The sequence below is a fragment of the Mycolicibacterium iranicum genome, assembly GCF_014190915.1.
GTDB lineage: Bacteria > Actinomycetota > Actinomycetes > Mycobacteriales > Mycobacteriaceae > Mycobacterium > Mycobacterium iranicum_B.
Genome location: NZ_JACHVU010000011.1, coordinates 17082 through 36874, shown reverse-complemented (window position 1 = coordinate 36874; position 19793 = coordinate 17082). Strand labels below are relative to the sequence as shown.

Sequence of the window (19793 nt, the reverse complement as noted above, 5' to 3'; positions counted from 1 at the left end):
TGGCAGTGTGTCCGCGCTGGCCTTCACCATCGTCGCCCTGATTCTGTCAGGGCCGGTGCCTGCGCTGCTGGCACGAGCGACGTGGCCGCTGCGGGCACCGCGGGCCGCCATCGTGTTGTGGCAGTCCATCGCGCTGGCCGCAGTGCTCTCGGCATTCTCCGCCGGCATCGCGATCGCCAGCCGCCTGTTCGTTCCCGGGCCTGACGGACGACCCACCTCGACGATCACCAGTGAGATCGCCGTGCTCGGCTGGCCGCTGTGGGCGGCCTACGTCGTCGTGTTCATCCTGACGCTGATCATCGGCGCCCGGCTGGTCGGAGCGATCCTGCGGGTAGCCATCGCGACGCGGCGCCGTCGTGCCCACCACCGCATGGTGGTCGACCTCGTCGGTGCCCACCGGTCCCGGCCGCGGGCCAGGACCGGGCTGCGCGTCCTCGACGTCGCCGAACCGCTGGCCTACTGCCTCCCCGGAGTCCGCAGCCGCGTCGTGGTGAGCGAGGGCGCGCTGCAGACGCTCTCCGACAGCGAGGTCGGCGCCATCCTCGAACACGAACACGCCCATCTGCGGGCGCGCCACGACCTCGTCCTGGAGATGTTCACCGCGGTGCACGCCGCCTTCCCCCGCCTCGTTCGCAGTGCGCATGCGCTGAACGCCGTGCGCCTGCTCATCGAACTCCTGGCCGACGACGCCGCGGTACGGGCCGAGGGCCCGACTCCCCTGGCCCGCGCCCTGGTCGCGTGTGCGTCGGCCCGGGCGCCGCGGGGGGCGCTCGCCGCGGGCGGGCCGACCACGGTGGTGCGTGTGCGCCGGCTGGGCGGCAAGCCCAACAGCAGACTGCTGGCGGCCGGTGCCTACGCCGCCGCGGCCGCGGTGCTCGTCGTGCCGACGGTCGCTTTCGCCGTTCCGTGGCTCACCGAGCTGCACCGGCTGTTCGTCGCGTAGGCCGGGACTCGAATCGGTGCCACTGCGCGTATGTAGAAGTGTGTCTCACCGCCAGAAGCTGTGCCGCTATCGGAGATCGAAAGGGTTTCGTCTATGAGCTCGTCTGGAACCACGGGTACCGCCCAGATCGGCGTGACCGGGCTTGCCGTCATGGGGTCCAACATCGCGCGCAACTTCGCGCGACACGGATACACCGTGGCACTGCACAACCGCTCGATCGCCAAGACCGACGCGCTGCTGGCCGAACACGGTTCCGACGGCAACTTCGTCCGCAGTGAGACGATCGCCGAATTCCTTGACGCGCTGGAGAAGCCGCGGCGGGTGCTCATCATGGTGAAGGCCGGCGAGGCGACCGACGCGGTCATCAACGAGCTCGCCGATGCCATGGAGGAAGGCGACATCATCATCGACGGCGGCAACGCCCTCTACACCGACACCATCCGTCGGGAGAAGGCGATCCGCGAGCGGGGCCTGCACTTCGTCGGCGCCGGCATCTCCGGTGGCGAGGAGGGGGCGCTCAACGGGCCGTCGATCATGCCGGGTGGCCCCAAGGAGTCCTACGAGTCGCTGGGGCCGCTGCTCGAGGAGATCTCGGCCCACGTCGACGGCGTGCCGTGCTGCACCCACATCGGCCCCGACGGCGCAGGCCACTTCGTGAAGATGGTGCACAACGGCATCGAGTACTCCGACATGCAGCTCATCGGCGAGGCCTACCAGCTGCTGCGCGACGGGCTGGGCAAGACCGCCGGCGAGATCGCCGACGTCTTCGACGAGTGGAACAAGGGCGATCTGGACAGCTTCCTGGTCGAGATCACCGCCAAGGTGCTGCGCCAGACCGATGCGAAAACCGGCAAGCCCCTGGTGGACCTCATCCTCGACGAGGCCGAGCAGAAGGGCACCGGTCGCTGGACCGTCAAGTCCGCCCTCGACCTCGGCGTCCCGGTGACGGGCATCGCCGAAGCCGTGTTCGCGCGCGCACTGTCGGGCTCGGTTGCCCAGCGCAAGGCCACCACCGGTCTCGCCGCCGGTGATCTCGGCGAGAAGCCCAGCGACGCCGCGCAGTTCACCGAGGACATCCGCCAGGCGCTGTACGCATCAAAGATCATCGCCTACGCCCAGGGCTTCAACCAGATCCAGGCCGGCAGCGCCGAGTACGACTGGGACATCAAGCCCGGCGACATGGCCAGGATCTGGCGCGGCGGCTGCATCATCCGGGCCAAGTTCCTCAACCGGATCACCGACGCGTTCGACGAGGACGCCGACCTGCCGACGCTCATCGTGGCGCCGTACTTCCGCGACGCCATCGAGGCCGCCATCGACAGCTGGCGCCGCGTCGTGGTCAAGGCCACCGAACTCGGCATCCCGATCCCGGGTTTCTCGTCCGCGCTGTCCTACTACGACGGCCTGCGCACCGAGCGGTTGCCGGCGGCGCTGACCCAGGGGCTGCGCGACTTCTTCGGCGCGCACACCTACGGCCGCATCGACACCGACCGCGACAAGCGCTTCCACACGCTGTGGAGCGGTGACCACAGCGAGGTCGAGGCCTGATCTCACCGCCACTCCGGCGTGTCGCCCGCGTGTCGCACGGGTTCGCGTCTGCTCGGCGGGTGAGGCGACGCCACTAGACTCGGGGTCGTGAAGTTCCTCGATGGCCACCGGCCGCCGTACGACCTGACCTACAACGACGTCTTCGTCGTCCCGGGACGCTCGGACGTGCCGTCGCGCTTCGACGTGGACCTGTCCACCGTCGACGGTTCGGGGACGACGATCCCGGTCGTGGTGGCCAACATGACCGCGGTGGCCGGCCGCCGGATGGCCGAGACGGTGGCCCGCCGCGGTGGCATCGTGGTCCTTCCCCAGGACCTGCCGCTGTCCGCGGTCGCGCACACCGTCGATTTCGTCAAGAGCCGCGACACCGTCGTCGACACCCCGGTCATCCTGTCCCCCGACGACTCCGTGTCCGACGCGTGCGCGCTGATCAACAAGCGCGCCCACGGTGCGGCGGTCGTCGTCGCCGACAACCGTCCCGTCGGGCTCGTCACCGAGGCCGCCTGCCACGGGGTGGACCGCTTCACCCGGGTGCGCGACGTCGCCCTCTCGGACTTCGTCACCGCGCCCGTCGGTACCGAGCCCCGCAAGGTGTTCGACCTGCTGGAGCACGCGCTCGTCGACGTCGCGGTGCTCACCGAGGCCGACGGCTCGATGGCCGGTGTGCTGACCCGCACCGGCGCGGTCCGCGCAGGCATCTACACACCGGCTGTCGACGCCAAGGGCCGTCTGCGCATCGCGACCGCCGTCGGCATCAACGGCGACGTCGGGGCCAAGGCCCGCGATCTGGCCGAGGCGGGCGCCGACCTGCTCGTCATCGACACCGCCCACGGCCATCAGCGCAAGATGCTCGACGCGATCGAGGCGGTGGCGGCGATGGACCTCGGCCTGCCCCTGGCCGCGGGCAACGTCGTCTCGGCCGAGGGCACCCGCGACCTGATCAACGCCGGCGCGACGATCGTGAAGGTCGGCGTCGGACCGGGCGCGATGTGCACCACCCGCATGATGACCGGCGTGGGCCGGCCGCAGTTCTCGGCGGTCGTCGAATGTGCCTCCGCAGCACGGGAACTCGGCGGTCATGTGTGGGCCGACGGCGGTGTGCGACACCCTCGCGACGTGGCGCTGGCCCTGGCCGCCGGTGCGTCCAACGTGATGATCGGATCGTGGTTCGCCGGCACCTACGAATCACCCGGCGACCTCATGCACGACCGCGAGAACCAGCCCTACAAGGAGAGTTACGGGATGGCCTCCAAGCGGGCCGTCGCCGCGCGCACCGCCGCCGACAGTGCGTTCGACCGCGCGCGCAAGGGGTTGTTCGAAGAGGGCATCTCGACCTCGCGCATGGCTCTCGACGCCTCACGCGGGGGCGTCGAGGACCTCATCGACCACATCACCTCCGGGGTGCGCAGCACCTGCACCTACGTCGGGGCGACGACGCTTCCCGAGCTGCACGACAAGGTGGTGCTCGGGGTCCAGTCAGCTGCCGGCTTCGCTGAGGGACACCCGCTGCCCACCGGTTGGTGATGGGTAGGCGAGCACGTCACCCGCTATCTCGATTGCGACCTGGGTGCCGTCGTCGAGGCTCGTCGAGCCGGGGCTGCGCAGCTGCAGCGCGGTGCCGTCGCTGAGCGCGACGTGCACGACGGTGTCGGCGCCGTAGAAGCGGCAGGCGGTGACCCGGGCCGGCGACCCCGACCCTGCCACCCCGAACCGCAGCTGTTCGGGACGCAGCACCACCACCGCCGGCCCGTCGGCAACCGGCAGCCGGGGCCGTAACGCACCCAGGGCCGTGTGCACGGCGCCTGCGTCTGCGATACCGGCGACTTCGACTGTGCTGCCGACGAATCGGGCGTTGGCCAGCGTGCTGGGGCGGTGGTACAGATCGGCGGGGGTGCCGTGCTGGGCGACGACGCCGCCGGTGAGCAACGCGACGGAGTCGGCCAGCGACAGCGCCTCGGACTGGTCGTGGGTGACCAGGATGGCCGTGGTGCCCGCATCGCGCAGGATCGACGCGATGTCCTCGCGCACCCGCGTGCGCAGCCCGGCGTCCAGGGCGGCGAACGGCTCGTCGAGCAACAGCACCCGCGGCCTGGCGGCCAGGGCCCGCGCCAGCGCCACGCGTTGCTGCTGGCCCCCGGAGATCTCGTGGGGCCGGGCCTCGGCCAGGCCGTCGAGCCCGACGACGTCCAGCCAGTGCGCGACCTCCGCGCCGGACCCCCGGCGGGCGGAACGGCCCAGTCCGAACGCGACGTTCTCGCCCACGCTCAGGTGCGGGAACAGCGCGCCCTCCTGCGGCATCAACCCGACGCGGCGCCGGTGGACCGGGACGCTCACCCCCGGCGCGGCCACCGTCTCCCCGGCGATGGTGACGGTTCCTGCGTCGGGGTTCTCGAACCCGGCCAGGATGCGCAGCAGCGTGGTCTTTCCGCAGCCCGACGGGCCGAGCACCGCGGTGAGCGAGCCGGCGGGCATGTCGAGATCGATGCCCTGCAGCACGGCCCGCCCGCCGAACGACTTACTGACCCCGCGGGCGGTGACGGACGCGGTGGTCGGCTCAGTCACTGTGCGCCCTCACGGTATTCGAGCTCCACATGCCCAGGACGGCGGTGGGGGCCGCCGCGAACAGCAGCAGCGCGACGGCGTAGGGGGCCGCGGCGGAGTAGTCGCTGATCGCGCTGTACCCCCACAGCCGGGTGGCGAGGGTGTCGGTGCCCGTGGGATGCAGCAGCAGCGTGACCGGGAGCTCTTTCATGCAGGTCAGCAGCACCAGCGCCGCACCCGCGGCAATACCGGGAAGGGCCACCCGGGCCGTCACCGTGGTGAACGCGCGCACGGGCGCGCGGCCCAGCGACCGGGCGACCTCTTCGAGCCGGATGGGCGCAGATTCGACCGCCGAGCGCAGAGAACCGATCGCCATGGGCACGAACAGCACCGTATAGGCCAGGATCAGCAGCGGCTCGCGCTGGTAGATCGGCCGCAACAACAGGACGCCGAGCGACACCATCGAGATCGCGATCACGATCGACGGCAGGCCGTGGGCGACATAGCTCGCACCCTCCAGGGCCCGGGTGGCCCGGTCGCGGTGGCGCGCCGCGAGCACGCCCAGCGGCAGTGCCGCCGCAGTGGACACCACCGCGGCGGCGACCGACAGCCAGACCGTCGACCCGAGGGCGCTCGCCCACTCCCCGACGTCCCAGCGGGCGCCCGCGGCCGACAGCCATTCGGCGAGCTCGACGCCGGGGACCACGAGCGCGGCCGCCACCACCGCGGCGGGCACCGCCATCGCGGCCCACCCCCATCGGCCGAGCCGGTTGAGGGGGGCGGGACGTGGCGCGCCGCCCCCGATCCGCGACGCGGCGGCCAACCCGCGGGCCCGGTGTTCGGCGACCACAAGGATCACCGCGAAGACCATCAGCACCAGCGACAGCACGGCCGCGCGTGACGGGTTGAACCCGGACCGGTACGCCCCGTAGATGACCCACGTGAACGCCTCGAATCGCATGGCGGCGACGGCGCCGAAGTCGCTGAGCACGTACAGCGCCACCAACAGTGCGCCCGCGGCGATCGCGGCGCGGCTCTGGCGCAGCGTCACCCGGAACAGCACGGCGACACCGCCGAGCCCGAGTGAGCGCGCGACCTCCTCCTGGGCGGGATCCACCCGGGCCAGCGCCGCCATCGTGGTGAGCAGCACCAGCGGATAACTGACCAGGGTCAGGACCAGGGCCGCGCCCCAGAATCCGGCGACGCCCGGGTAGGCCGACACCCACAGGTAGGCGAGCAGATAACTCGGCATCGCCAACGGCAGCGTCAGCACGACCGCGAGGACGCGCCGGCCCCGCAGGTCGGTGCGGGTCACCAGCACCGCCAGGCCGACGCCGAGCACGACACACGCGCCGGTGACGACGCCGACCAGCAGCAGGGACCGCGCCACCAGATCCGCGGTGCGGGGCTGGAGGACCTCGGCGGCGACGAACGACCAGCCGCGTTCCAGTGCTCGTTCGACGAGATAGACCAGCGGTATCAGCGTGCATGCCGACACTGCCAGGGCCGGCAGCAGCAGTGAGGCGGGCGGACGACCCGGGGCCGGCCCGGCGGTGCCGGTCACCGGGTCAGTTCGTCAACAAGCCGGTGTCGACCAGCAGCTCCTGGGTGGCCTCGATGTCGTCGAGTTGTGAGAGATCCACCGCGGGGGGTTGCAGGTCGGCCAGGGGCGGCATCTCGGCCGACGGGGCCACCGCCGCGATGAGCGGGTACTCCATCGTCTCCTCGGCGAAGTACTTCTGCGCCGACTCCCCCACCAGGTAGGAGGCGAACCGCTGGGCGCCTTCGGGATTGGGCGCCGTCTTCAGGACGCCCACGCCGGCGACGTTGACCAGCCCGCCGGGGTCGCCGGCGGCCATGAACTTGTTCTCGGCCACCACGGCGTCGGGGCCTTTGGCGTGGATCAGCTCGTAGAGGTAGTAGTGATTCGCCAGGCCGAGTGCGACCTGACCGGAGTCCACGGCATCGCGCACGGCGACGTTGTTCTCGAAGGCCTGCGGATCCTGCGCCTTGAACGCGCGCAACCATTGTTCTGCGCCGTCCTCGCCGCGCACCACCCGAAGCCCGGTGACGAAGGACTGCCACGACGCGTTGCTCGGGGCGAAACCGATCTTGCCCTTCCATTCCGGGGCGAGAAGTCCGTCGATGGTGTCGGGCGGATTGGGCGCCAGCGTGGGGTTGTAGACGACGACGCGCGCCCGGCCCGAGACGCCGACCCACGTTCCGTCGGCGGCCGAGTACTGCTTCGGAACGACGGCCAGCGTCTCGGCGTCGATCGGTGCGAGCAGGCCCGCCTTGGACACCGCGCCGAGGGCGCCGGCGTCCTGGGACAGGAACACGTCGGCGGGCGACTTGTCGCCCTCGGTGATCAACTGGGCGGCCAGCTCGCCCGAGCTGGCATACCGGGCCTCCACCTGGATGCCGGTGTCGGCACTGAACTGCTCGATCAGAGGCTTGATGAGATCCTCGCTGCGGCCGGAGTAGACGACGATCTTGTCGGCGCTGTCGGCTTCGGGTTGTGATCCGCAGCCGCTGAACGCCACCATCGCGGCCACCGCTCCGAGTGCCCCCGCCAACCGGGTGATCGAGATCGCCATCTGGTGCCTTTCGCTCGGTGTGCGCACGAAACTACCATTCCTGTGAATTTAGTGTGACTAACTGAAACGGCTCGGTGGGACGTCGCCGATAGTCGGCTAACATATGTTGACAATCAGCCGATTTCGCGCATCTGTCTGTGCGCGACGGCCACTCAGACGAAAGGGACCAGGTGCCGCAGGCACTGGGTGGAAGCCCATCCGAGCCGGCCACAGCCGCCGAGCGGGCCGACCACGAACCCTGCGAGGCCGAGCCGTCCCCTAGGTGGCCGGGCCCCCGACCCGGCTCTTCGACCGGCCGCTACGCGCCCGGAGCGATGCGATGAACCTCGCGATGTCGCTGCTGTCCCTGCTGGCCTTCGTCCTGCTGACCGCGGGCACCGCCGTGTTCGTCGCCGCGGAGTTCTCCCTCACCGCACTCGAGCGCAGCACCGTCGAAGCCAACGTGCGCTCCGGTGACCGTCGCGACCAGATGGTGCAGCGCGCCCACCGCACCCTCTCGACTCAGCTCTCCGGGGCCCAGGTGGGCATCTCGATCACCACGCTGGCGACGGGCTTTCTGGCCGAACCGGTGGTCGCGCGCCTCATCCATCCGGGCCTGACCGCCCTGCACGTTCCGGAGCGTTTCGCCTCGGGGATCGCGCTGGCACTGGCGATCCTGATCGCCACGTCGATCTCGATGGTGTTCGGCGAACTGGTCCCCAAGAACCTCGCCGTGGCCAAGCCGGTGCCGACGGCCCGCTGGGCAGCCCCGATCCAGCTGACGTTCTCGTTCCTGGCCACGCCGCTGATCCGCCTCACCAACGGCACCGCGAACTGGATCCTGCGTCGTCTGGGCATCGAGCCCGCCGAGGAACTCCGGTCCGCCCGCTCCCCCCAGGAACTGGTGTCACTCGTGCGCTCGTCAGCGCAGAGCGGCTCACTGGATCCGGTCACCGCCGTCCTGGTCGACCGTTCGCTGCAGTTCGGCGATCGCACGGCCGAGGAACTCATGACACCCCGCTCCAAGATCGACACCCTCGAAGCCGACGACACCGTCGTCGACCTCAGCGAGGCCGCGATCAGCACCGGCCACTCCCGCTTCCCCGTCATCCGCGGCGACCTCGACGAGACCATCGGCATGGTCCACGTCAAACAGGTCTTCGAGGTGCCGGCCGCCGAGCGCTCGACCACCAGGCTGGCCGACCTCGTCCTTCCCGTCACCAAGGTGCCGTCCACCCTCGACGGCGACGCCGTGATGACCGAGGTGCGCGCCAACGGGCTCCAGACGGCGCTGGTCGTCGACGAATACGGCGGCACCGCGGGGATGGTCACCGTCGAAGACCTCATCGAAGAGATCGTCGGAGACGTCCGCGACGAGCACGATGTCGAGCCGCCGGACGTCGTCGCGGCGGGTCAGGGCTGGCAGGTGTCCGGTCTGCTGCGCATCGACGAGGTCGCCGAGGGCACCGCCTTCCGCGCTCCCGAGGGCGACTACGAGACCATCGGCGGTCTCGTGCTCGAAAAGCTCGGCCACATCCCCGACGAGGGCGAAACCGTAGAACTCACGGCGTTCGATCCCGACGGCCCGGTGGAGGATCCGGTGCGCTGGCTGGCGACGGTCGTCCGGATGGACGGCCGCCGCATCGACCAGCTCCGGCTCACCGAACTGGGCCGCAGCAGCGAAGCCCCGGAAGGAGTGGACGACCGTGGGTGACATCTTCGGGGTGCTGCTCACCTTCGTCCTGCTGGGCGCCAACGCCTTTTTCGTCGCCTCCGAGTTCGCGCTCATCTCCGCGCGCCGTGACCGGCTCGAAGCCCTCGCCGAGCAGGGCAAATCCAGCGCGGTGACCGTCATCCGGGCCGGCGAGCACCTGTCGCTGATGCTGGCCGGATCGCAGCTCGGCATCACGATCTGTTCGATCCTGCTGGGTCGCGTCGCCGAACCCGCCGTGGCGCACTTGCTGGAGAAACCGTTCGACCTCGTCGGGATCCCCGACGCGCTGCTGCACACGGTGTCCTTCCTGGTGGCACTGTCGATCGTGGTCACGTTGCACGTCCTGCTCGGCGAGATGGTCCCGAAGAACATCGCCATCGCCGGGCCCGAATCGACGGCTATGCTGCTCATCCCGGTCTATCTCGTGTACATCCGGATCGCACGCCCGTTCATCGCGTTCTACAACTGGTGCGCGAACGCGACGCTGCGCGCGTTCGGTGTGGAACCGAAGGACGAACTGGACGTGACGGTGTCGACGGTCGAACTGTCGGAGATGATCGCCGAATCCCTCTCCGAGGGATTGCTGGACCCCGAGGAGCACACGCGCCTGACCCGCGCGCTGCAGATCCGCAACCGCGTGGTCAACGACGTCGCCATGCCGCTGCATCAGATCCGCGCCGTGCCCGTCGCCCACGAAGGAACGGGCCCCACCGTCGGCGCGCTGGAGGAGGCTCTGCGCGAGACGGGGTACTCCCGGTTCCCGGTCGCCGACGGCAGTGGCGCCTACATCGGCTACCTGCACATCAAGGACGTGCTTCCGCTGGTGAACGGCGACTACGACGCCGCCGCGGTCGTCGAGTCCGCCATGGTCCGCCCGCTGCCGCGGGTGCCCGCGTCCCTGCCGCTCCCCGACGGGCTGACGCGGCTGCGCCGGACCAACAGCCACCTCGCGCTCGTCACCGACGCCGACGGCACCGCCACCGCGATGATCGCGCTCGAAGACCTGGTCGAGGACCTCGTCGGAACGGTGCGCGACAGCACACACCGGGTGTGATCGCGGGTGGGGGCTGAGCGCTGGCTGGACCGCGCGCTGGCACATCAGCGCCGCGCCGACGACTTCCTGGAGCCGCATCTGCGACGCCGGCGGGCCGGGGAGCCGCATCCGGTCCACGATTTCCTCTTCACCTACTACAGCCTGCGGCCGCGCCAGCTGCGAGTCTGGCACCCCGGGTACGGCGTGACCCTCGACGGCGTGGCCGCGCTGCGCTACCTCGACCGGGCCGGTTACGTCCGCACCGACGAGGGTGTCACCGTCGGGCGTGATCATCTGCGGGCTCGCGCCGGCACTGTGACGTTCATCGCCGACCTGCTTCGCGCCACCGGCTCCCGGCCGCCGCGCTTCAACTGTTTCGGGTTGCACGAATGGGCCATGGTCTACCGCACGCCCGAGGTGAGGCACGGTCGCGTCCCCCTGCGCCTCGGGGCCGAGGGCACGGATACCGTTGTCGAGTCGATGCCGTTGCGCTGCAGCCATTTTGACGCCTACCGGTTCTTCACCGACGCGGCGGCGCCACGGAATGCGCAGCCCCTGACCCGGGAGTCTCAACTCGCCACCGAGCAACCGGGGTGTCTGCACGCGGGCATGGACCTCTACAAGTGGGCCTTCAAACTGGGGCCGTTGATCGAGTCGGACCTGGTGCTGGACTGTCTCGAGCTGGCCGCGGAGGCGCGCGTGCTGGACATGCGGGCCAGTCCCTACGACCTGCGGGCCTACGGCTTCACCCCGATCAGCGTCGAAACGCCTGATGGGCGCCGCGAATACGCCCGCGCCCAAGAGGCGATCAGCGAGCGGGCCGCCCCGCTGCGGGCCCGACTTCTACACCGCTGCACCGCGCTGCAGGAGATCGCCACCGGCGTATAGCGCCTGTTACCGGTGGGTAAGCTGGTTCGACGACAAAGTAGAAGGCATGGCGCCCGAGGCGTGCGTGCAAGCGAGGGAGGAACCATGACCGAACGCGTGACGGTGGGAAACCTGCGCGTCGCCCCCGTGTTGTACGACTTCGTCAACAACGAGGCGCTACCCGGAACCGGCCTTGATCCCGACACCTTCTGGTCGGGCGTCGACAAGGTCGTGGCCGACCTGACCCCCAAGAACGAAGAACTGCTGGCCCGCCGCGACGACCTGCAGGCCCAGATCGACCGGTGGCACCGCGCGCGGGTGATCGGCGGCTTCGAGCCCGCCGACTACAAGCAGTTCCTCACCGACATCGGCTACCTGGAGCCCGAGCCCGGTGACTTCTCGATCACGACGGCAGGCGTCGACGCCGAGATCACCTCGACCGCCGGACCGCAGTTGGTCGTTCCCGTGCTCAACGCCCGGTTCGCCCTCAACGCCGCGAATGCGCGCTGGGGTTCGCTCTACGACGCGCTCTACGGCACCGACGTCATCTCCGAAGAGGGCGGCGCCGAGCCTGGCAGCTCGTACAACAAGGTCCGCGGCGACAAGGTGATCGCCTACGCCCGCCGGTTCCTCGACGGCGCGGTCGCGCTGGAATCGGGATCGTGGTCCGACATCACCGGCCTGAAGATCGAGGACGGCCGCGTCGCGGCATCGCTCGACGACGGCGGTTCCGTCGCGCTGGCCTCCCCCGAGAAGTTCGTCGGTTACCTCGGCGATGCCGACGCGCCCACCGCGGTGCTGTTGGTCAACAACGGTCTGCACATCGAGATCCTGATCGACGCCGACTCCCCCATCGGCTCGACCGACAAGGCCGGCATCAAGGACGTCGTGCTGGAGTCGGCCATCACCACGATCATGGACTTCGAGGACTCCGTGGCCGCGGTCGACGCCGACGACAAGGTGCTCGGGTACCGCAACTGGCTGGGGCTCAACCGCGGCGATCTGTCCGAGGACGTCAGCAAGGGCGGCAAGACGTTCACCCGCGTGCTCAACGCCGACCGCAGCTACACCGCCCCCGACGGCGAGTCCGAGGTGACGCTGCCCGGCCGCAGCCTGCTGTTCGTGCGCAACGTCGGTCATCTCATGACCAACGACGCGATCGTCGTCGACGACAACGGGGCCGACGGCGCCGAGGTCCCCGAGGGCATCCAGGACGCGCTGTTCACCAGCCTGATCGGGATCCACGGCCTGCGCACCGGCGACGACAACGACGGGGCCAACGGCCCGCTGGCCAACAGCCGGACCGGTTCCATCTACATCGTGAAGCCCAAGATGCACGGCCCCGACGAGGTCGCGTTCACCTGTGAGCTGTTCAGCCGCGTCGAGGACGTCCTCGGCCTGCCGCAGAACACGATCAAGGTCGGGATCATGGATGAGGAGCGGCGCACCACGCTGAACCTCAAGGCGTGCATCAAGGCCGCCGCCGACCGCGTGGTCTTCATCAACACCGGCTTCCTGGATCGCACCGGCGACGAGATCCACACCTCGATGGAGGCGGGTCCGATGATCCGCAAGGGTGCGATGAAGTCCACCGACTGGATCGCCGCCTACGAGAACCAGAACGTCGACATCGGCCTGGAGACCGGGTTGTCCGGCAAGGCCCAGATCGGCAAGGGAATGTGGGCGATGACCGATCTGATGGCCGACATGGTGGAGCAGAAGATCGGTCAGCCCAAGGCCGGCGCGACCACGGCGTGGGTGCCATCGCCGACCGCGGCCACCCTGCACGCGATGCACTACCACGAGGTGGACGTCTACGCGGTGCAGAAGGAACTGGCAGGCACGCGCCGGTCCACCATCGACGAGCTGCTGACGGTCCCGCTGGCCAAGGAACTGGCCTGGGCGCCCGAGGAGATCCGCGAAGAGGTGGACAACAACTGCCAGTCGATCCTGGGCTACGTGGTGCGCTGGATCGATGCCGGCGTGGGTTGCTCGAAGGTGCCCGACATCCACGACGTCGCGCTGATGGAGGACCGTGCGACGCTGCGGATCTCCAGCCAGCTGCTCGCCAACTGGCTGCGTCACGGCGTCATCACCGAAGAGGACGTCAAGGCCAGCCTGCGCAGGATGGCGGCCGTGGTCGACGAGCAGAACGCCGAGGACCCGGATTTCCGCCCCATGGCGACCGATCCCGAGGGAAGCATCGCGTTCCAGGCCGCCCAGGAGCTGATCCTCGACGGCGGCGCCCAGCCCAACGGTTACACCGAGCCGATCCTGCACCGCAGGCGCCGGGAGTTCAAGGCGACTAGTAACGTTGGCTGACGCAGGACGAGCAGCACTGACCGGTCGACGAGCTTAGGACGGCATGGGAAGACACAGCCTCCCCGATCCCGACGAGTCCCGCGACAAGGCGTCCGACGAACCGCAGACCGAACGCATCGGATTCGGCGCGGATGGACGGGGTGAACGCGGTTCCGGTGACCAATCCGGTTCTCCCGCAGGAGATTTCGACGACCCCGCGGAGCCGGGCCCGCAGCGCAGCGGCGGCTGGGAGAACGGCGAGTGGACAGGGAGCCACCGGGCGGTCACGCCCGGCAGGCGCGGGGTGAGCGTCCCCGTCATCGTCGCGCTCGTGTCCGTGGTCGTCGTGGTGGCGGTCGTCATCGTGTGGCGCTTCGTCGGGGACGCCCTGTCCGACCGGTCCGACGTGGCCTCTGCGCGCTGCGTCGAGGGCGAGGTCGGCGTTGCGGTGGCAGCGGATCCCGCGATCTCCGAACCGGTCTCGGCCCTGGCCGAGCAGTACAACCAGACGGCGGATCCGGTCGGTGACCGCTGCGTGAAGATCTCGGTGACCCCTGCCGACTCCGACCGGGTGATCGACGGGTTCGGTGAGGCATGGCCCTCCGAACTCGGCGAGAAGCCCGCCCTGTGGATCCCGGCGAGCTCGGTGTCGGAAGCCCGCCTGGAAACCGCGGCAGGCCCGCAGACGGTCAGCGACAGCCGGTCGCTGGTCAGCTCGCCGGTCGTGCTCGCCGTGGCACCGCAGCTCAAAGAAGCATTGGCCGAACAGAACTGGGGCACGCTGCCGGGGCTGCAGACCGACCCCACCTCGCTGGACGGACTCGGGCTGCAGGGCTGGGGCGGGCTGCGGATGGCCATGCCGCTCGCCGGTGACAGCGATGCGTCCTACCTCGCTGCCGAGGCGGTGGCGAGCGCCGCGGCGCCGCAGGGATCCCCGGTCAACGCCGGCCTCGGAGCGGTCGGCAGGTTGATGTCGGGCGCCCCCGAACTCGCCGACACCGATGCGAGCACCGCGCTGGACGCACTGGTCGGCGCCGACGACCCGGCGTCGGCCCCGGTGCACGCCGTGGTCAGCACCGAGCAACGGGTGTTCGCGCAGGGATCCGGGATGCAGGACGCGCAGGGCAAGCTCGCCGCCTGGATCCCTCCGGGACCCACCGCGACCGCCGACTTCCCGACCGTGCTGCTGGCCGGCGACTGGTTGTCCCAGGAGCAGGTCACCGCGGCAAGTGAATTCGCACGCTTCATGCGCAAGCCCGAACAGCTCGGCGAGCTCGCCAAGGCGGGCTTCCGGGTGGAGGGCACGGAACCCCCCGCCAGCGAGGTCGTGGACTTCGCCCCGGTGTCGGCGCCGCTGAACGTCGGCGACAACCAGCTGCGGACCACCATCGCCGACTCGCTGACGGCGCCGGTCGAGAGCCCGACCGTGACCGTGATGCTCGACCAGTCCATGCCCCTCGGCGAGGGCGGAGCCACGCGGCTGGCCAACGTCGCGAACGCGCTGAAGGCGCGGATCCAGGTGCTGCCACCCGATTCCGCGGTGGGACTGTGGACATTCGACGGCGTGCAGGGGCGCTCCGAGGTGGCCCTGGGTCCGCTGTCGGACGCCCTGAACGGCACGCCGCGTCCACAGGCGCTCGACTCCGCGCTGGACAGGCAGGCGGCATCGGGTGGCGGCGCCGTGTCGTTCACGACGCTGCGCCTCGCCTACACCGATGCCTCGTCGAAATTCCGTGAGGGGCAGAACAACTCGGTCCTGGTCATCACGACGGGCCCGCACACGGATCAGTCCCTGGGGGCCGCGGGTCTGCAGGACTACATCCGCGGCGCGTTCAAGCCCGACCGGCCGGTCGCGGTGAACGTCATCGACTTCGGCGACGACGCGGACCGGGCCACCTGGGAGGCCGTCACGCAGATCACCGGCGGCCAGTACCGCAACCTCGCCAGCTCGGCGTCACCGGACCTCGCCTCGGCGATCACCGAAATGACGTCCTGACCCGCATTCACGCCCACTCGGACGTATCCTTACGCCCGTGACCGGGGGTTTTTGGCGCACGTACGGCGTCAGGAACGGCGTGCGCATCGTTGCGACAACCCGTAGCGCCGCGGTCTGGCTGCTGCTGCGGCGATTGCCCGTGATCAGGTCCGCGGTGAACCGGTGGATGATCAACTCCGCCGTCTACACGATGAAGACGCGGCCCGGGGCGCTGAGCACCATGGGCGATTACACGTCGTGGGAGTCGCTACGGGACCGCACCTACAACCGGCGGTACCTCGGACGTGATCCCGCGCTGGTCGGCGCGGGCAGCCCCACCTCGGCCGCGGTGACCGAACTGTTCCGCCGCCCCGCCGGCCGGACGCTGACGTCGGAGAAGTCGACGCTGCTCTTTCCTCTGTTCGCGCAGTGGTTCGTCGACGGCTTCCTGCGGACGGACCCGACGAACCCCCTGAAGAACACCTCGACGCACGACATCGATTTGAGTCAGCTCTACGGCCAGACCCGGGACGTGACCAGGATGCTGCGCTCCGGGGTGGGCGGGCGGCTCCGAAGTCAGCAGATCGGCGGCCGTGAATTCCCGTGTCACCTGTTCGGCGACGACGGTGTGCGCGACGAGTTCGCCGAACTCCCGACCGTCTACCGGGGCGCCGACGTGAAGGCGCGCGCGATCGAGGACGTCGGCGACGACCTCCGCCCGCACCTGTTCGCACTGGGCATCCCGCGCGGCAACATCCACTACGGCTTCGCGATGATGAGCACGCTGTTCCTGCGTGAACACAACCGCGTCGCGGCGCTCGTGGCCGCAGAGCTCGGATCCGGCGACGACGACCGGATCTTCGAGACGACGCGCAACGCGATGATCGTGCTCCTCATCAAGATCGTCATCGAGGACTACATCAACCACATCACCCCGATCAGGTTCCCGCTGTTCGTGGAGCCGGGAATCGGCGTCGACGAGCGCTGGCACCGGCAGAACTGGATGTCGACCGAGTTCAACCTGTTGTACCGCTGGCACACCCTCATCCCGACCGAGGTGACGGTCGGAGGTCAGAGGCGGGCGTTCCACTCACTGGAATGGGACACCCGGCCGGTCACGAGCCACGGTCTGGCGGCCCTGTTCGACGAGGCCTCGCGCCAGCCCTGCAGCACGATCAGCCTGCTCAACACCGCGGACTGGCTGCTGCCCCTGGAGACGAAGTCGATCGACACCGCCCGGGCGGCTCAGCTCGCGTCGTTCAATGCCTACCGCAAGGCGTGCGGTTATCCCGCGCTGCGCGGCTTCGGCGATCTGTCGTCGGACGGCGATGTGCGCAAAGCACTCGAGGATTGCTACGGGTCGATCGACGAGGTCGAGCTGTACCCCGGCCTGTTCGCCGAGGATGTCCGCGCCGGCGCGACGCTCCCGCCGCTGATGACGACGATGGTGGCCGTGGACGCCTTCTCGCAGGCGCTGACCAACCCGCTTCTGGACCCCAACCTCTACACCGCGGACACGTTCTCCAAAGCAGGGCTGGCAACGATCGACGCGACGAAGACCCTCGGCGACGTCGTGCGACGCAACCTCGGTGGTGAGTCGCTCGTCCCGACCGTCAGCCTCGCGCTGTAGGGTGAAGGGACGTTCCAATATTTGCTATCGGGATTACCGGCAGCGGGTTGCGGGCGTGCGGGGAAGGTCGGCCTGAGCGTCTGCCCAGCAATGACGCGTCAGAGTCGGACAGAAAGCGAACCAAAGGGGCGGGTTCGCTGACACGATTGCAGGTACAGGGCTTCAATGGTATGACGGCGTTACCAGAATGACGCTTACGGCTGCGATGATTGCGGAACCGTCCGGCTAAGAGGGGGACACATCAATTGATGCCAACTCTGCAGCGTGCGCTGAGGCAGAACAGGGAGCCGAACACGGTTGCTCAGCAGTGGCACGACCGGAAGCGGTACGTGTGGCTGCTCGGGTTGGTGGTGCCGACGCTGGTGCCCATGTCGGGTCTGGCGGCGGAGTTGACCGGTTGGAGCCTGTTCTGGTGGTCGGGTCCGGTGCTGATGTTCGTGATCATTCCGGCGCTGGACTATCTGGTGGGGCCCGACGCCGACAATCCGCCTGACGGCGCCCTCGCCTGGCTGGAGAACGACCGGTACTACCGATGGGCGACCTACATCTATCTGCCCGCGCAATACCTCTCGCTGGTCCTGGCCTGCTGGATCTGGAGCGGGTCCGCCGGCATCCCCATGAGTGAACTCGACAAGACCGGCCTGATGCTGACCGTCGGCGGGATCGCGGGCGTCGCGATCAACACCGCTCACGAGATGGGCCATCAGCGGGCCCAGTCGGAGCGCTGGCTCAGCAAGATCGCGCTGGCGCAGACGGGCTACGGACATTTCTACGTCGAACACAACCGCGGCCACCACGTCCGGGTCGCGACCCCCGACGACCCGGCCAGCGCCCGTCTCGGGGAGAGTCTCTACACGTTCCAGTTCCGGTCCTTCTTCGGGAGTCTGCGGTCGGCGTGGCGCATCGAGCGCCGGCGCCTCGCCCGGCGACACAAGTCGGTGTTCAGCCCGCACAACGACGTGTTGAACTCCTGGGCGATGACCGCGGTGTTGTTCGCGGTGCTGATCGCCGCGTTCGGTGTCGACGTCCTGCCCTGGCTCATCGGCCAGGCGGTGGTCGGGATCTGTCTGTTGGAATCGATCAACTACCTGGAGCACTACGGCCTTCGGAGGCAACGGCGGCCCGACGGTTCCTATGAGCAGGTCCGCGCCTCGCACAGCTGGAACAGCAACTCGGTGATCTCCAACGTGCTCCTGTTCCACCTGCAGCGGCACTCCGACCATCACGCAAACCCGCAGCGGCGCTATCAGGCGCTGTGCCACGCCGACGAGGCGCCCCAACTGCCGTCGGGGTACGCCACGATGGTGCTGCTCGCCCTCTTCCCGCCGCTGTGGCGCCGGGTCATGGACCGGCGGGTGCTGGAGCACTACAACGGCAACGTGCGGCTCGCGGCGTTGAGCCCCCGCAAGGAACGCAAGCTACTCAAGCGGTACGGCTGAGGCCACCTCGCGGGTGCGCTTGAGAGCGATACCCGCGGTGCGCATCGACAGGGTGGGCGACAGCCGCTCGAGGTACCACAGTGCTTTCCACCAGCGCGGAACCACGATGATCGCTTCGTTGCGGGCGATTCCCCGCAGCGCCTTCTCGGCGAACACGCCGGCATCCATGGGGCGCAGCGCCTCGCCGAGTTTCTGCTGATCCTCCCGGCTGACCATCTTGTTCCTGCCGAACTCGCCGCCGGTCAGGATCGGGGTGCGCACCACCCCGGGGCACAGCACGGATACCCGGACGCCGTGGGAGGCTGCCTCGACGCGCATCGTCTTGGACAGGGCCACCACCGCGTGCTTGGTGGCCGAGTAGCCCCCCTGGGCCGAGGTGGTGATCAGGCCGGCCATCGAGGCGGTGTTGATGATGTGCCCGCTGCCCTGACGGATCATGGCCGGGTAGGCAGCGTGGACACCGTGGATGACGCCGCGGAGGTTCACGTCGATGATGTCGGTCCAGTCGTCGAGGGTGAGGGTGTCCACCTCGCCGCCGATCCCGATACCGGCGTTGTTGAACAGGTAGTCGATACTGCCGGCGGTGTCGACCACGGCACCGATCGCCTCGTCGAACGCCGCAGGGTCGCGAACGTCGAGTTCGACGGCGTGAGCGACGGCTCCGGCGCCCCGCAGGCGTTGGGCGAGTTCCTCGGCGACCTGGATCTGGCGGTCGGCGATCCACACCTGAGCTCCCGACAGGGTCAACTTCTCGGTCAGCGCGGCGCCGATCCCCGACGCCCCGCCGGTGATGAATGCGACTTTCCCCGCGAGTCCCGCTGCGCCTTTGGATGCCATCCGGGAAGGATAACGGCCCGATTCGGTGCCGTTCCCGAGCGAGCCTGACGGCCCGTGACGGACGGGTCCGGCCGCCCGCTGACGGGGTGCGCGCCGACCCACCCGGCACGCGTCCGGATCCCGGCCCCACAGGGGTTTGCCAGCCACCTCGGCTGGACTTACCGGCGAGTCAGTTCGCGGCGGCGGGTGCGCCGATCACGGCCCGGACACCAGCCGGTCTCGGCCCCCGGGCGTTCACCCGGGCGTTGCCGCCCTGTAAAGGTGTGCTGTTGGCGATGGTACGGACCAAGTATTTTTTTTAGCGCCGCAGCCAGCAGCAACAGCGTTAATGAGCCCGCCCGAAGCCGCGTTATAGGAAATAACGTGAATGTAGTTTTATGCACTCTGCG

14 protein-coding genes are annotated in these 19793 nt (G+C 69.2%); 10 read left to right on the top strand and 4 right to left on the bottom strand.

The genetic code is table 11. The features are described 5' to 3' along the window. Window positions 1-7 precede the first annotated feature (7 nt). The 3 genes from FHR72_RS20500 (at window position 8) to FHR72_RS20490 (ending at window position 4015) form a co-directional block, all read left to right on the top strand. Window positions 8-943, top strand: a complete 936-nt coding sequence (locus tag FHR72_RS20500) for a M56 family metallopeptidase (protein WP_183471557.1) — start codon at window positions 8-10, stop codon at window positions 941-943. 93 nt (window positions 944-1036) lie between these two features. Beyond that, a complete protein-coding gene (gndA, locus tag FHR72_RS20495) occupies window positions 1037-2491 on the top strand; it encodes an NADP-dependent phosphogluconate dehydrogenase (RefSeq protein WP_183471555.1) in 1455 nt (484 codons plus the stop codon). 87 nt (window positions 2492-2578) lie between these two features. Continuing rightward, window positions 2579-4015 carry a GuaB1 family IMP dehydrogenase-related protein gene (locus FHR72_RS20490; RefSeq protein WP_183471553.1) on the top strand — a complete coding sequence of 479 codons (1437 nt, stop codon included), beginning with the start codon at window positions 2579-2581 and terminating at the stop codon, window positions 4013-4015. On the opposite strand, the gene FHR72_RS20485 is transcribed toward FHR72_RS20490, so the two are convergent. From FHR72_RS20485 to FHR72_RS20475, 3 genes are read right to left on the bottom strand one after another with little or no spacing between them, the layout of a single operon-like run. Next, window positions 3968-5053 (bottom strand): ABC transporter ATP-binding protein, encoded by a 1086-nt coding sequence (locus FHR72_RS20485; protein ID WP_311736211.1) that lies wholly within the window; start codon window positions 5051-5053, stop codon window positions 3968-3970. The genes FHR72_RS20490 and FHR72_RS20485 overlap by 48 nt on opposite strands. Next, entirely contained in the window at window positions 5046-6596 is a 1551-nt protein-coding gene (locus FHR72_RS20480; protein WP_183471551.1) for an ABC transporter permease, read from the bottom strand. The genes FHR72_RS20485 and FHR72_RS20480 overlap by 8 nt, the downstream gene beginning before the upstream one ends. 4 nt (window positions 6597-6600) lie before the next feature. Then, entirely contained in the window at window positions 6601-7629 is a 1029-nt protein-coding gene (locus tag FHR72_RS20475; protein ID WP_183471851.1) for an iron ABC transporter substrate-binding protein, read from the bottom strand. 319 nt (window positions 7630-7948) lie between these two features. On the opposite strand from FHR72_RS20475, the gene FHR72_RS20470 reads away from it, so the two are divergent. The 7 genes from FHR72_RS20470 (at window position 7949) to FHR72_RS20440 (ending at window position 18567) form a co-directional block, all read left to right on the top strand. After that, window positions 7949-9322, top strand: a complete 1374-nt coding sequence (locus FHR72_RS20470) for a hemolysin family protein (RefSeq protein ID WP_183471849.1) — start codon at window positions 7949-7951, stop codon at window positions 9320-9322. Beyond that, window positions 9315-10376, top strand: coding sequence for a hemolysin family protein (locus FHR72_RS20465; RefSeq protein ID WP_183471549.1), 1062 nt, complete (start codon window positions 9315-9317; stop codon window positions 10374-10376). Before FHR72_RS20470 ends, FHR72_RS20465 begins: the two co-directional genes overlap by 8 nt. Window positions 10377-10382: 6 nt before the next feature. Beyond that, window positions 10383-11243, top strand: a complete 861-nt coding sequence (locus FHR72_RS20460) for a 3-methyladenine DNA glycosylase (protein ID WP_183471547.1) — start codon at window positions 10383-10385, stop codon at window positions 11241-11243. Window positions 11244-11327: 84 nt separating this feature from the next. Beyond that, window positions 11328-13544 carry a malate synthase G gene (locus FHR72_RS20455; protein WP_183471545.1) on the top strand — a complete coding sequence of 739 codons (2217 nt, stop codon included), beginning with the start codon at window positions 11328-11330 and terminating at the stop codon, window positions 13542-13544. Window positions 13545-13587: 43 nt separating this feature from the next. Next, a complete protein-coding gene (locus FHR72_RS20450; protein ID WP_183471543.1) occupies window positions 13588-15519 on the top strand; it encodes a substrate-binding domain-containing protein in 1932 nt (643 codons plus the stop codon). 37 nt (window positions 15520-15556) lie between these two features. Next, window positions 15557-17128, top strand: coding sequence for a peroxidase family protein (locus tag FHR72_RS20445; RefSeq protein ID WP_183471541.1), 1572 nt, complete (start codon window positions 15557-15559; stop codon window positions 17126-17128). A gap of 248 nt (window positions 17129-17376) precedes the next feature. Continuing rightward, window positions 17377-18567: an alkane 1-monooxygenase gene (locus FHR72_RS20440; protein ID WP_183471539.1), complete on the top strand. Its 1191-nt coding sequence runs from the start codon at window positions 17377-17379 to the stop codon at window positions 18565-18567. Here the strand turns inward: FHR72_RS20440 and FHR72_RS20435 are convergent. Beyond that, window positions 18547-19404 (bottom strand): SDR family NAD(P)-dependent oxidoreductase, encoded by an 858-nt coding sequence (locus tag FHR72_RS20435; protein WP_183471537.1) that lies wholly within the window; start codon window positions 19402-19404, stop codon window positions 18547-18549. The two genes, FHR72_RS20440 and FHR72_RS20435, sit on opposite strands and share 21 nt — an antisense overlap. Between the last annotated feature and the right edge of the window lie 389 nt (window positions 19405-19793).

Bases quoted from the DNA above. Each gene is read 5' to 3' on its own strand.
- gndA (WP_183471555.1), top strand. From the start codon at position 1,037: ATGAGCTCGTCTGGAACCACGGGTACCGCCCAGATCGGCGTGACCGGG.
- FHR72_RS20450 (WP_183471543.1), top strand. From the start codon at position 13,588: ATGGGAAGACACAGCCTCCCCGATCCCGACGAGTCCCGCGACAAGGCG.
- FHR72_RS20435 (WP_183471537.1), bottom strand. From the start codon at position 19,404: ATGGCATCCAAAGGCGCAGCGGGACTCGCGGGGAAAGTCGCATTCATC.
- FHR72_RS20440 (WP_183471539.1), top strand. From the start codon at position 17,377: ATGCCAACTCTGCAGCGTGCGCTGAGGCAGAACAGGGAGCCGAACACG.
- FHR72_RS20455 (WP_183471545.1), top strand. From the start codon at position 11,328: ATGACCGAACGCGTGACGGTGGGAAACCTGCGCGTCGCCCCCGTGTTG.
- FHR72_RS20475 (WP_183471851.1), bottom strand. From the start codon at position 7,629: ATGGCGATCTCGATCACCCGGTTGGCGGGGGCACTCGGAGCGGTGGCC.
- FHR72_RS20470 (WP_183471849.1), top strand. From the start codon at position 7,949: ATGAACCTCGCGATGTCGCTGCTGTCCCTGCTGGCCTTCGTCCTGCTG.